This window comes from Thermaerobacter litoralis, assembly GCF_054654595.1.
Genome location: NZ_BAAIES010000005.1, coordinates 87,264 through 99,771, shown reverse-complemented (window position 1 = coordinate 99,771; position 12,508 = coordinate 87,264). Strand labels below are relative to the sequence as shown.

Annotated in this window: 14 protein-coding genes; 13 read left to right on the top strand and 1 reads right to left on the bottom strand. The window is 73.9% G+C overall.

What is annotated here, in order from left to right; genetic code table 11:
* Positions 1 to 51: 51 nt before the first annotated feature.
* Complete coding sequence (locus ACYQ02_RS03925) at positions 52 to 327, top strand: IreB family regulatory phosphoprotein (RefSeq protein ID WP_460039211.1); 276 nt, start codon at positions 52 to 54, stop codon at positions 325 to 327.
* 163 nt (positions 328 to 490) lie between these two features.
* On the opposite strand, the gene ACYQ02_RS03920 is transcribed toward ACYQ02_RS03925, so the two are convergent.
* Entirely contained in the window at positions 491 to 784 is a 294-nt protein-coding gene (locus ACYQ02_RS03920; RefSeq protein ID WP_460039132.1) for a hypothetical protein, read from the bottom strand.
* Positions 785 to 887: 103 nt separating this feature from the next.
* Between ACYQ02_RS03920 and ACYQ02_RS03915 the strand changes: the two genes are divergently transcribed.
* The 12 genes from ACYQ02_RS03915 to ACYQ02_RS03860 all read left to right on the top strand — a co-directional run bounded on the left by ACYQ02_RS03915 (position 888) and on the right by ACYQ02_RS03860 (position 12,429).
* Positions 888 to 1,583, top strand: coding sequence for a rhomboid family intramembrane serine protease (locus ACYQ02_RS03915; protein WP_460039131.1), 696 nt, complete (start codon positions 888 to 890; stop codon positions 1,581 to 1,583).
* A gap of 30 nt (positions 1,584 to 1,613) precedes the next feature.
* On the top strand, positions 1,614 to 2,597 hold the full coding sequence (ruvX, locus tag ACYQ02_RS03910) for a Holliday junction resolvase RuvX (RefSeq protein WP_460039130.1): 984 nt from the start codon (positions 1,614 to 1,616) through the stop codon (positions 2,595 to 2,597).
* Between the two features lie 254 nt (positions 2,598 to 2,851).
* Positions 2,852 to 3,925: an endolytic transglycosylase MltG gene (gene mltG / locus ACYQ02_RS03905; protein WP_460039129.1), complete on the top strand. Its 1,074-nt coding sequence runs from the start codon at positions 2,852 to 2,854 to the stop codon at positions 3,923 to 3,925.
* Positions 3,926 to 4,273: 348 nt separating this feature from the next.
* Positions 4,274 to 5,029: an RNA polymerase sporulation sigma factor SigK gene (sigK, locus tag ACYQ02_RS03900; RefSeq protein ID WP_460039128.1), complete on the top strand. Its 756-nt coding sequence runs from the start codon at positions 4,274 to 4,276 to the stop codon at positions 5,027 to 5,029.
* 76 nt (positions 5,030 to 5,105) lie between these two features.
* The gene (locus ACYQ02_RS03895) at positions 5,106 to 5,624 is read left to right on the top strand and encodes a YqeG family HAD IIIA-type phosphatase (protein ID WP_460039127.1); all 519 of its coding nucleotides are present in this window, start codon (positions 5,106 to 5,108) and stop codon (positions 5,622 to 5,624) included.
* A 336-nt stretch (positions 5,625 to 5,960) separates the two neighbouring features.
* Complete coding sequence (locus ACYQ02_RS03890; RefSeq protein ID WP_460039126.1) at positions 5,961 to 7,133, top strand: sensor histidine kinase; 1,173 nt, start codon at positions 5,961 to 5,963, stop codon at positions 7,131 to 7,133.
* Positions 7,108 to 7,764, top strand: a complete 657-nt coding sequence (locus tag ACYQ02_RS03885) for a response regulator (RefSeq protein ID WP_460039125.1) — start codon at positions 7,108 to 7,110, stop codon at positions 7,762 to 7,764. Before ACYQ02_RS03890 ends, ACYQ02_RS03885 begins: the two co-directional genes overlap by 26 nt.
* Positions 7,765 to 8,127: 363 nt before the next feature.
* Positions 8,128 to 8,334, top strand: a complete 207-nt coding sequence (locus ACYQ02_RS03880) for a Flp family type IVb pilin (protein WP_460039124.1) — start codon at positions 8,128 to 8,130, stop codon at positions 8,332 to 8,334.
* A gap of 298 nt (positions 8,335 to 8,632) precedes the next feature.
* A complete protein-coding gene (locus ACYQ02_RS03875) occupies positions 8,633 to 9,022 on the top strand; it encodes a TadE family protein (RefSeq protein ID WP_460039123.1) in 390 nt (129 codons plus the stop codon).
* Positions 9,023 to 9,215: 193 nt separating this feature from the next.
* Complete coding sequence (locus ACYQ02_RS03870; protein ID WP_460039122.1) at positions 9,216 to 10,076, top strand: pilus assembly protein TadG-related protein; 861 nt, start codon at positions 9,216 to 9,218, stop codon at positions 10,074 to 10,076.
* Positions 10,077 to 10,311: 235 nt separating this feature from the next.
* Positions 10,312 to 11,022 (top strand): Flp pilus assembly protein CpaB, encoded by a 711-nt coding sequence (cpaB, locus tag ACYQ02_RS03865; protein ID WP_460039121.1) that lies wholly within the window; start codon positions 10,312 to 10,314, stop codon positions 11,020 to 11,022.
* Positions 11,023 to 11,031: 9 nt separating this feature from the next.
* The gene (locus tag ACYQ02_RS03860; protein WP_460039120.1) at positions 11,032 to 12,429 is read left to right on the top strand and encodes a CpaE/TadZ family protein; all 1,398 of its coding nucleotides are present in this window, start codon (positions 11,032 to 11,034) and stop codon (positions 12,427 to 12,429) included.
* Positions 12,430 to 12,508 lie beyond the last annotated feature (79 nt).

Genomic DNA, 12,508 nt, shown 5'->3' with positions numbered 1-12,508 from the left:
GTGCAACAGGGAGCGGAGCCGGCCCGCCCGGTCACCGACGGGGAACCGACGATGTATGGGGGCATGTCCCTGGGGACCCCGGGCGCCGGGCGGCCGGCCGACCCGGCGGCCATCCTGGCCGCCGTCTACGAGGCCCTGGAGGAACGCGGCTACGACCCGGTGCGCCAGCTGGCGGGCTACCTGCTTTCGGGCGATCCCGCCTACATCACCAGTCACCGGGGCGCCCGGGCCCTGGTCAGCCGGATCGAGCGGGATCAGCTGCTGGCGGAGCTGGTGCGGACGTACGTGGCCGGCCTGCGGGCTCGGCCCGCCCGCCGGGAGGCCTGAGGGCCCGCCGCTGCGACCTGGGCGCGGTACCGCACCGGCGGAGCGCGGGCAGGGCCGGTTCCACGGGCTAGGGGCCGGTTCCACCTGCTGGTCGGGCGCCGGTCGTGGCGCGGGGGGCAGGGGGGCGGGCCGGGCCGGACCGGGTCGAAGCGAGGGCCCGGGCTTAGCGCAGGTGGGCAGCCGCCGCCAGCTGGTGGCCGAACCAGGTGCCCAGGAGGAAACCGGCCACCAGGCCGCCGACGGCCACGGTCAGCCACAGGCCTTTGAAGCTCGCCACGTAGGCTAGTTCGGCCCAGAAGCGGTCCCACCAGCGGGCCCGCACCGGAGGGTCGGGCGGCAGGACGGAGCCCGGGACGGTGGACCAGGCCGGCGGCCGCCCGCCGTGGGGGAGCCGATGCCGCCGGCGCCGCAGCCGGGGTGGGCGCGGGCGGGGAACGGGTACGAGCGGTTCGGTCATCGCGGTCACCTCGCCTTCCGGGCTGGGGGTGGAATCCCATCCCCCGAAAGAGGGTTCGTAAGGGAGCCGCGGGGACCGGCGGGCCACCAGGAAGGAGCACGCCATGATCCCGTTGCGCGACACCATCCGCTCGCGACGCTTTCCCTGGGTCACCGTACTGCTGATCGCCCTCAATGTCTATGTGTTTTACGTGGAATGGACCACCGGACCGACTCCGGAGGCGGGCATCGGGCTCCTGGCGGAGCGCTACGGTGTGGTGCCGGCCTCCATCCCCCCGCTGGCCCTGTTGCCCCAGGTCGGACCGGCGCCCTATGTGCCGCTGGTCACCGCCATGTTCCTCCACGGCAGCCTGGTCCATCTCCTCGGCAACATGCTCTTCCTGTGGGTCTTCGGGGACAACGTGGAGGACCGCCTGGGCCGGGGGCGATTTCTCCTCTTCTACCTGCTGACGGGTCTTTTGGGCAACTACGCCCACGTGGTCGCCAACCCGACGTCGTCCATCCCCACCATCGGCGCCAGCGGGGCCGTGGCCGGCGTGCTGGGCGCCTATTTCCTGGCCTTCCCCCGCTCGCGCATCGTCACCTTGATCTTTCTCTTCATCTTCATTACGGTAGCGGAGGTGCCGGCCTGGGTCTTCCTGCTGGTCTGGTTTGGGCTGCAGGTGCTGAACGGGCTGGCGGCTTTGGGTGCGCCCAACGTCACGCTGGTCGCCTGGTGGGCTCACGTGGCGGGGTTCGTCGCCGGGGCGGCCGCCTGGCTGTTGCTGGCTCCGCGCCGGCGGGAGCCCCGCTGGCTGTGAGGCGCGCCCGGGCGAAGGCGGGGTGACCGGATGCGCTGGCTGGGCCTTGACCTCGGCACCCGGGTCATCGGGGTGGCCATCAGCGACCCGGATGGCATCGTCGCCCGGCCGCTGACCAGCCTGCCCCGGCGGGGCGACGCCGCCGACATCGCCCAGGTGGTCGAACTGGCCCGCCGCCACGAAGCCGGCGGCATCGTGGTCGGCTGGCCCCGCCGCCTGGACGGTCGCCGCGGGCCAGAGGCCGAGGCGGCCGAGCGCTTCGCCGCCGGCTTGAGGGCGGCCGGCGTTCCGCGGGTAACCCTATGGGACGAGCGGCTGTCCACCGTCGAGGCCGAGCGGGTGCTGATCGACGCCGATCTCTCCCGCCGGCGGCGCAAGGCCGTGATCGACCGCATGGCGGCGACGGTGATCTTGCAGGCTTTTCTCGAAGCGGCGCGCAGGCAACGGGCCGCCGGTGGCGAATCTCCCCGCGGGGCGCCCTGGCGACCGCTCGGCAGCGGCGAGGGTCTGACCCAGGAGCCTGTGCAGGAAGGTGGTGGGGCAAGAATGGACCTGCCGGAGGAACGCCGGATCGTCACCTTCCGGGACGAGAACGGCGAGGAGCAGCAGTTCGTCGTCATCGACCTGGTGGAGATGAACGACCGCAAGTACGCCATCGTCGCCGACCCCGACGACGAGGAGGAGGCCTTCATCTTCCGCCTGCTCCATGAGGACGACGGCACGCCGGTCCTGGTGGAGATCGAGGACGACGAGGAATGGGACGCCGTGGCCGAGGCGTGGGAGGACATGGTGGCCGAGGAGGAGGACGAGGCCTACGCCGATGAGGTCCTGGGCCCCGACGACGACTGGGACGACGAGGACTGGGACGAGGACGAGGCCGACGACGAGGACCTGGACGACGAGATGCTGGACGAGGACGACCTGGACGATCTGGAGGACCTGGACGGCCTCGACGACGAGGAGGCCGGCCTGGACGACGAGGACGAGGATGAAGCCGGCCGGCGGCGCCGCTGAGGGAGCGCCCCTCCCCGCTGACTTCCGGGGAGGGGCCCGTTGACGCCGGGGCCGCGGACCTTCCGGGTGGGCTGCTGCCGATCCGGCCGGTCCGCGGCACCCTGACCGGTCCCAGGGGGGCCGCGGGCGGGGAGGTGCCGGGCGTCCGGCACGGAGCGGTGCGGCTGGGGGCCGTCCGGAGGGTCGGCGTCCGGAAGGCCGGCAGGAGGGTACCGGCCGGGGGCGAACCTTGCGGGAGGTGAGGAGGGCGAGCGGTGGGGCGGATTCCGTGGCGGGTCCTGGGCGGGGTGCTGGCGGTCGCCGTGGTGGTGGCCGCCGGGGCCGCAGGGTGGCTGTATCGCACCTATCTCCATGCCCTGGAGCCGCCGCGGCCGGGTTCGTCCCAGGCGGTGGTGGTGCGGGTGCCGCGAGGCGCCTCGACGGCCGAGATCGCCACCCTGCTCCATCGCCAGGGGCTCATCCGCGACCCGCTGGCCTTCCGCATCCTGGCCCGGCTGGAGGGCCGGGACGGCCAGCTGCGGGCCGGCGTCTACCGCCTCAGCCCCGGCATGCCGGCCCGGGCCATCCTGGACAAGCTGGCCCGCGGCGAGATCCTGACGGCCCGCTTCACCATCCCCGAGGGATGGACCGTCGACCAGGTGGTCGATCACCTGGTCGCCGAGGGTCTGGTGGAGGAGGCGGCCCTGCGCCGGGCCCTGGAGCAGGCGGCGGCCGCCTGGCCCTACCTCCCCCGCGACGAGGACGCCCGGGCCGCCTTGCGCGAACCCCTTGAAGGCTACCTCTTCCCCGACACCTACCGGGTTCCCGTGGACGAACACGGCCGGGCCGACCCCGCCCTTCTGGTCCGGGTCATGCTGGACCGGTTCCGGCAGGTGGTGGGTCCGGAGGAAGAGGCCCAGGCCCGCCGGCTGGGCCTCTCGGTCCACCAGGTGGTCACCCTGGCCTCCATCGTCGAGCGGGAGGCGCGGGTGGCCGAGGAACGCCCCATCATCGCCGCCGTCTACCTCAACCGGCTGAAGCGCGGCATGTCGCTGGATGCCGACCCCACGGTCCTCTACGCCCTGGGGCGGGTCTCCGGGCGCCTGACCTACGCCGACCTACGGGTCGATTCACCCTACAACACCTACCGCTACGCGGGACTGCCACCCGGTCCCATCGGCGCGCCCGGGCAGGCGGCCATCGCCGCCGTGCTCCATCCGGCCGACGTGGACTACCTCTACTTCGTCCTGCGGCCCGACGGCTCGGGACGGCACCAGTTCGCCCGCACCCTGGCCGAGCACAACCGCAACGTCAGGGCCTACCGGGAATCCCTCGACCAGGGCGGTTGACCCCCGCCCGGGACCCCCGCCTGCGGCCGGCTGCCTCGCCCGGGACCCTCGCCCGGGGCCGGCCGCCTCGCCCGGCACCCTCCGGGGCCGGCCGCCTCGCCCGGCACCCTCTGGGGCCGGCCGCCTCGCCCAAGGTGACGGGTCCTTGCCCAAATTCGGCCGTGGACAGGTACGCCGCTCTCCCGCCCGGCATACCGTGGCAGTGCCCGACGTGCTGGCTCACCTGCCGGCGACTCACCCGCCGGCGACGCAACCCGAGCCCGGCCCCCCGGACGCCAGGGCGGGCCCCAGGGGCCTCTTGGGCCCGGCGCCCGCGGCGGGGGCCGCTTTCCGCAAGGAGGCGCTGCCATGGGACCCGGATGGCTGCTGCTCCTCGGCGCCGCGCTGGTGCGCGGCCTGCTCTACCTGGTCGGCTACCTGCAGACGGGACGCAGCTTTCCCCAGCCCCTCTCCCCGGAAGAAGAGGCCCATTACCTGGAACGGATGCGCCGCGGGGACGAGCGGGCCCGGGATGTGCTCATCGAACGCAACCTGCGCCTGGTGGCCCACATCGCCAAGAAGTTCGACGACACCGGCGAGGATCCGGAGGACCTGATCAGCATCGGCACCGTGGGGCTGATCAAGGGGGTCGACACCTACGACCCCTCCAAGGGCACCCGCCTGGCCACCTACGCCGCCCGCTGCATCGAGAACGAGATCCTGATGCACCTGCGCGCGACCCGGCGGACCCGGCGGGAGGTGTTCTTGCAGAGTCCCATCGGGGTCGACCGGGAAGGCAACGAGGTCACCTTGATCGACATGCTCCCCGCCGAGGACGACGCCGTCGAGGACATGGTGGGCCGGCGGCTTCTGGCCCGCCGGATCCGGGAGGCGGTGCGGGAGCTGGGCCCGCGGGAGCGCCGGGTGCTGGAGCTGCGCTTCGGCCTGGATGGCAAGCGCCGCTACACCCAGCGGGAGGTGGCCCGGGTCCTGGGCATCTCCCGCTCCTACGTCTCCCGCATCGAGAAGCGGGCGGTGCGCAAGTTAACCCGCCACGTGCTGGAGGAACCCGGCGCCGGCGCCCCGCCGGCCGGCGGCGACGACGGCGACGACGACGCCTCCTGACGCCCGCCCGGGCGGCGCCGGTCGCTGCCCAAATCGCCGTATAATGGGGCGGGACGTTGGGAAAGGAGCCCCTGGCGTGCGGCGGTTGTGGCGTCTTCTGACACCGGATCTGGTGGCCCCGTCGATCTATGCGATCCGCTGGGATGACCTGCGGGCCCGGGGGGTGCGGGGACTGATCCTCGACCTCGACAACACCATCGCCCGCCGGGACCAGCCCCTGCCCGACGAGGCCCTGCGCCGCTGGCTCGACGAAGCGCGGCAGCAGGGCTTCGCCGTGTGCATCCTCTCCAACAACTTCGAGCAGCGGGTCCAGCTCTTCGCCCGCGCCTGCGGGGTGCCCGCCGTCCACGCCGCCACCAAGCCGCGGCGCCGCGCCTTCCGCCGCGCCCTCCAGACCATCGGCCTGGAGCCCTCCCAGGCCGCGGTGATCGGCGATCAGATCTTCACCGACGTGCTGGGCGGCAATCGCCTGGGCATGGTGACGGTCCTGGTGACGCCGCTGCCGGGCCGGGAGTTCATCGGCACCCGGCTGGTCCGGGTCGTCGAACGCTGGGTCCTGCGCCACCTGGTGCGACCGGGAAGCCCGCCACCCTGATCGGCCCGGCCGCCGCCGGGCCCGGTTCCGGCCGCCTCCGCCCGTCCACCGGTCCCCGGGACCTGGGGCGTCCGATGCCCCGGTCCCCCGCCCCCCCTCCCCTGCCCCCGGCCGGCTCCGGCCCGCGCCCCCGGCCGGCTCCCGCCTGTCGTCCTTCACCCCTTCTTCCCGATCCCGCAGCCTGCCCCGCCGCCGGCCGCCGCCCGGCGGCGGCGATGCCCGTTCGTCCGGCTCCCATCTCAATCGCGGGGCGTCTTTTCCGATAACCCGGGAAGAACGCGGCTCCGGCGCCCAGGCGCCGGGGGCCGGCCGGCGGTGGTGCGGGTGGCGTTGGCGGTGACCGGTCCCCTCGATCCCGTGGCCCTGGACCGGGTCCTGCGCGAGACCATGGCGGCGGTGGAGCGGGGCCGCGAACAGGTCTTCTTCATCGCCGAACAGGCCCGCGAGGAGTACCGGGAGGCGGCCCGGGAGCTGGAGGCGGTCCGTGCCCAGGTGGCCGAGGTGATCGCCCAGGTCGACGACCTGGCGCGGCGCCAGCAGCGGGCCCGGCTGCGGCTGGTCGAGATCTCCCGCCACTTCCAGCGCTACGGCGAGGACGCCTACCGGGACGCGTACGAGGAGGCGATGCGCCTCCACGAGCAGTGGGTGCGGGCCCAGGAGCGGGAGGCCCAGCTGCGCCAGCGGCGGGACGAGCTGGAGCGGCGGCTGCGCCGCCTCGAGGCCACGGTCCGCCGGGCGGAGGAACTGGCCGGCCACATCCGCCTGGCGCTGGAGCTGCTCTCCGGCAAGCTGGGCCAGCTTCTGGGGCAAGCGGCGGACCTCCAGCGGCGCCTGCAGGTGGGCCTGATGCTGCTGCAGGCCCAGGAGGAGGAGCGGCGCCGGCTGGCCCGGGACATCCACGACGGTCCCGCCCAGATGCTAGCCAACGTGGTGCTGCGGGTGGAGGTGTGCCAGCGGCTCCTGGACGAGGACGTGGGCCGGGCCCGGGACGAGCTGGAGCGGCTCAAGGCCCTGACCCGGGAGAGCCTGCAGGATGTCCGCAAGATCATCTTCGACCTGCGCCCCATGGCCCTGGACGACCTGGGGTTGATCCCGGCCCTGCGGCAATACGTGGCCGGGTTCGTCGACAAGACGGGGTTGGAGGTCGACCTGACGATCCGGGGGCCGGCCCGCCGGCTGGACCCCGCCGTGGAGATCACCGTCTACCGCGTCCTCCAAGAGGCCTTGAACAACGTGTGGAAGCACGCCGGCGCCAGCCGGGTGGTCCTGCGGGTCGAGTTCGCCGCAGAGCGGTTGTGGGCGGAGGTGGCCGACGACGGATGCGGGTTCGATCCCGCCGCGCCCCGCGGGGCCGACCGCTTTGGCCTGGCCAACATGCAGGAGCGGGTGGCCATGGTGGGCGGCCGGATCGACATCCGGAGCCGCCCGGGCCAGGGCACGCGGGTGCGCCTGGAGATCCCGTTGGGGAGGGAAGATGCCGGTCATGCCGATCCGGGTCCTGATCGCTGACGACCATGCCCTCCTGCGGGAAGGGCTCCGCCAGGTCCTCCACCTCGAGCCGGACATGGAGGTGGTGGGAGAGGCGCGCAACGGGGCCGAGGCGGTGCGGCAGGCCGCCCACCTGCGGCCCGACGTGGTGGTCATGGACATCAACCTGCCGGACATGTCGGGGATCGAGGCCACGCGTCAGATCCGGGCGGCTTCCGCCTCGACGCAGGTGCTCGTCCTGACGATCCACGACCAGGAGGAGTACCTGCTGGAGGCCATCGCCGCCGGGGCCAGCGGGTTCGTCCTCAAGGACGTGGAACCCCGCACGCTGGTGGAAGCGGTGCGGCTCTGCTGCCGCGGCGAGGGGTACGTCCACCCGACCCTCTCCGCCCGGGTGCTGAACCTGGGGGCCCGGCGCCGGGAACGGTGGACGCCCCTGGGCGGGGGGATCCCCGAGCCCCTGACCCGCCGGGAGTTCGAGGTGCTGCAGCTGGTGGCCGAAGGGGTCTCCAACCGGGAGATCGGCCAGCGCCTCTTCATCAGCGAGAAGACGGTGAAGAACCACATCACGTCGATCTTCCGCAAGCTCGGGGTGGCCGACCGCACCCAGGCGGTGATCCACGCCATCCGCGAGGGTTGGGTCAAGGTCTGACGGCGGCGGGAGGTGCGACGGCGCCGGTGCAGTTCCGGCGGCGGGGCCCGGTCCTAGAGGACCGGGCCCGCTTTTGTCGTTGGGAGACGACGTGGCCGGGGGTCGCCGCTCGGTGGTGGGGGCCAGGGGCCGGGCGATGGGGGCCGGGCCCACGGGCGCGCCGCGCCGCCGTAGGACCCGGGTCCCCCCGGAAGGTTGGGACTCGGGGTGCACCCAAACGCGACTTGCGGGCCATTGGCCGGCCCTTAGCCGCCCCGTAGGCTGGAATCAACAGGACGCGCCGGGCGGGTGCCGGGCGGGCGGAGGCAAGCGGAGGCCGCCCCAGGGCCCGAGACCCGGCGGGGACGAAAGGAGGGCGGCGCCATGCTGCGGCTCATGGCCTGGTGGGAAGGCGTCAAGTTCCGCCTGCGGGACGAGGCGGGGCAGGGGATGGTGGAATACGGGCTCATCATTGCGCTCATCGCCGTGGTGCTGATCGGTGCGCTGGTGGCCATGCAGGGTGGCCTCCGCGAGATTTTTGGAGATGTCACGAAGACTCTTCAGGATCCCAAGAGTGCGACCGGGCAATAGGGCCTTGATATTTTCGAATTTCGGCAATGGTCGCAAATAGTTTCCCCCCACCCCATCACAGGACTCCCCCCGCGCGGCGGCGGGGCCGCGGCCTGAGGCCCGCGCCCCGCCGCCGCGCTCATCCCCGGGGGAGACGAGGGAGGTTGGAAGGCCGGTGACGACAGGGTTGCCATGGCGGCAGGCAGGATGCGGCAGACCCGGGCCGGCGACGGGTCGCGCCGGCCGCCCCGGTCCGGGGCCGGAGAGAACCGCCGCCAGGCCAGCTGCCCGGGCCGTCGCCAGCGCCCCTGACCGGCGGGTGCGTCGCCCCGGACGGCAGCGGGGCCAGGCCCTGGTCGAGCTGGCCGTCCTGCTGCCGGTCCTCCTTCTGATCCTGATGGGGGTCCTGGATCTGGGGCGCTACGTCTACACCGGCCTGACCGTGCGCCATGCCGCCCGGGAGGGGGCCCGCTTCGGGGCCGTCCACCCGGGCGACGACGCCGGGATCCGCCGGCAGGTGGAGGCGGCCGCGACTGGGCTCGACGTCGCCCAGCTGGCGGTGGAGGTGGACCCCGAGCCGTCGCGGCGGATGGTGGGCGAGCCCCTGACGGTGGAGGTGCGCTATCCCTTCCGGTTCATCACCCCCCTGGCCGGCCTGCTGGGGCCGGAGCGTCAGCTGGAGGCGGCCGTGGTGACCCGGATCGAGTGAGGGAGCGGGACGGGCGATGGGTGCGCTGGAATGGGCGAGGACGGAGGCGAAGGGACGCCGGCCGGGACGGCCGGGCGGGGCGCCCGGGCCGGCTCCCGTGGGACCCCGCATTGGGAGCCGCCGCCCTACCCCGCGGCGGGGCGGCCGGTTCACCGGGCGGCGCGGGAGCCCGGGCCGCGGCGAGCAGGGGAGCGTGGCCGTCCTGGTGGCGATTGCTTTGACGGCCCTCCTTGGCATGGCCGGCCTGGCGGTTGACGGGGGGCGCCTCTATGCCGAGCGAACCCGCCTGCAGGCGGCCGCCGATGCCGCGGCCCTGGCAGGCGTCGCGGCCCTGCCGGAAGACCCGGCCCGCGCCCGCGCCCTGGCGGCCGAATACCTGGGCCGCAACGGCGTCGACGCCGGCATGGCTCGCATCGAGGTGGCCTCCGGCGGGGAACGCCTTCGCGTCGAGGTGGAATCGGCCGTTCCCCTGGGCCTGGCCCGGGTCCTCGGCCCGGAGACCGTCACCGTGCGGGCCGGCGCCACGGCCGCGGTGGCGGCCGCCGGCGGTGTCCGGGGCGTGCAGCCCTATGGGGTCGACGAGCAGGTCTTCGAGCCCGGCCGGCGCTATGTCCTGGTGCTGGACCGGCCCGGGTCGCCCGGCAACTTCCACTTGCTGGCCCTCGGCGGCCGGGGTGCCGACACGGTCCGAGAGAACATCCGCAACGGCTACCCGGGCTGGCTCCGGGTGGGCCAGTCCGTTGAGACCGAACCCGGCCGGAACACCGGGGCCGTCGCCGCCTATCGGGAGCGGCTGGCCGCCGACCCCGACAGCACGTACCAGGATTTCCGCCCCGACTCGCCGCGGGTGGTGATCGTCCCCGTCATCCGGGGCTTCGATGAGACCCACGGCCGGGATCGGGTCACCGTCACCGGCTTTGCCGCCTTCTTCCTCGAAGAGGCCCGGGAGGACGAGGGGCAGGTGGTGGGCCGGTTCGTCCGGCTGTGGGTGGAGGGTGAGGCGGGAGGGCCGCCCGCCGGCGCGGGGGTCCGGGTCGTGAGGCTGGTCGAATAGGCGCCCGGCCAAGCCCCCAGGAAGGCTGCGTTGACATTCCCCCGGATGACCGTGGGCCGGGGGAACGGAACGGCGCCAAGGGAGAGGGAACGGGGCCGGGCGGAGGCCGGGATGAAGGCCGGATGGCGGCGCCGGCGTCCCGCTGCGGCGGGACCGGGCCGGCCCGGTGGCGGGCCCGGGGCGCAGGGCCGCGGGGACATGCCAGGCAGTGCCGAGGGGAAGGAGACGAGGCGATTTGAGCCGCGGACGAGTGGTGCGCTATCTGCTGCTGCCGGTACTGGCCGGGCTGGCGGTGACGATCCTGGTCGCCTTTTCCATCCGCGTGCCCTCAGGCCAGGCCGGCGACGGGCCCCGGGTGCCCGTGGTGGTCGCCACCCGGCCCGTCCCGGCCCAGACGGTCCTCGAGCCGGAGATGCTGGCCGTGCGCCAGGCGCCGGCGGACCTGGTCGGGCGCGGGGCCATCGGGCGGCTGGAAGAGGCGGTGGGCAAGGTGACCAAGGTGCCGCTGGCCGAGGGCGAGTTCGTCCTGACGAACAAGCTGGCCCGGGGCGACGGCACGGACGGGCTGGCCTACCGCCTGCCCCCGGGGACCCGGGCGCTGACCATCGCAGCCGATCCGGTGATCGCCGTGGGCGGGTTCGTCCAGCCAGGGGACCGGGTCGACGTGCTGATCGGTCTGCCGGGCGGCAAGGCGGGCGTGGCCGAGCCCGAGGCCCGCATCCTGGTGGAGAACGTCCTGGTCCTGGCGGTGCAGCAGGACACGGCGGCCGAGGGCGAGCCGGCGGGGGACGGGATCACCCACCTGACGCTGGCCGTGGCACCGGCCCATGCGGCGGCCATCGCCCTGGCCGAACAGGAGGGGCGGTTGCGCCTGCTGTTGCGGCCGGCGGGGGACGACAAGGAGACCGGGCCCGCCGTGACCCGGCTGGCGGACCTGGTGCGGTAGGGGGGAGCCATGGTGATCGGACGAAACGGGCGCCAGGGTGGCGGCCTGCCCCTGGGGTCCGGCCCGTTGGGGCCGGCCCTGCACGGGGGTGGAATGCCCCCCGTACCATCGGCAGGTGGGGCGGCAGGGGACGGGGCCGGGGCCCGGGGGCCGGGATCGAAGGGTGCGGGCTCCCCAGCTGCAGGGGCGAGCCGCACCGAGCGTATCCGGGTCCTCGTGGTGGAAGACGCCGAACCGGTCCGACGCAGCCTGGTGGAGATGCTGGAGATGGAGCCTGACCTCCACGTCATCGGCGAGGCGGCGGACGGCGAGGCGGCCGTGGCCCTGGCCGCCGACCTGCACCCCGACGTGGTGCTGATGGACATCAACCTGCCGCGCCTGGACGGCCTGGCTGCCGCGGAGCGGATCCTCAAGCAGCTGGAGACCCGGATCATCATGGTCTCGGTGGAGAACGGGCCGGAGTACTTCCGGCGGGCGATGCAAGCCGGGGCTTGCGACTTTTTGGTCAAGCCCTTCTCCCCCGATGCCCTGGCCGAGGCCGTGCGCCGGGCCGTGCCGCCGGCGGACCCGGTGTCCCTCATGCCCGCCCCGGGCGGGCGGGGCCGGCTGATCACCGTCTTCTCCGCCAAAGGGGGTGTGGGCAAGACGACGCTGGCCGTCAACCTGGCCGTGGTGCTGGCCAAACGGCCCGACCGGCGCACGGTGCTGGTCGACCTGGACCTGGAGCTGGGCAGCGCGGCCCTACTGCTGGGCATCCGGCCCCGGGCCACCCTGGCCGACCTCTGCCGGCGGGAGGGCGCCCTGGATCCCCAGGCGGTGGCCCCCGCCCTGCACCCCGTGAGCGGCTTCCGGCTGTCGCTGCTGCCCGCCCCCCTCTTCCCCCACGAGGCCGCGGAGATCGAAGGGGAGGGGCGGCGTGACCCCGCCCGCAACTACACGGCGGAGGTGCTGGAGGCGCTGCGGTCCACCCATGATTTCGTTATCGTGGACACGGCGGCCAACTACCGCGACTCCAACCTGACGGCGTTCGACATGTCGGACCTCCTGGTCGTGGTCACGACCAGCGACATCCCCGCTGTGGCCAATACGGCCAAGTGCCTCGACCTCCTGATCCAGAAGCTCGAGTACCCGGAAGACAAGGTCCGGGTCGTCCTCAACCTTCACGAGCCCGGGGGACTGACGCCCGACGAGGTGGCCCACGGTTTGAACTTTCCGGTGGCCCACGTCCTGCCCCGGGACCCGGTGGCGGTTCAGGCGGCCAACGCCGGCGTCCCCTTCTGCGCCCGCCGGGCCCGGTCGCCCCTGGGGGACGCGGTCGAGGCCCTGGCCGAGAAGCTGGCGCCGCCGGCGCCGGCGGCGGCCGCCCGGCCGCCCGCCCGGAGGCTGTCGCTGCTGGGCTTCTTCTAAACCGCTCGCCGTCACCGGCCGATGAGGCGTAGGCCGGCGGCGGCCGGTTCGTCCTGAGCACCTGGGCAGCGGGGAGGGG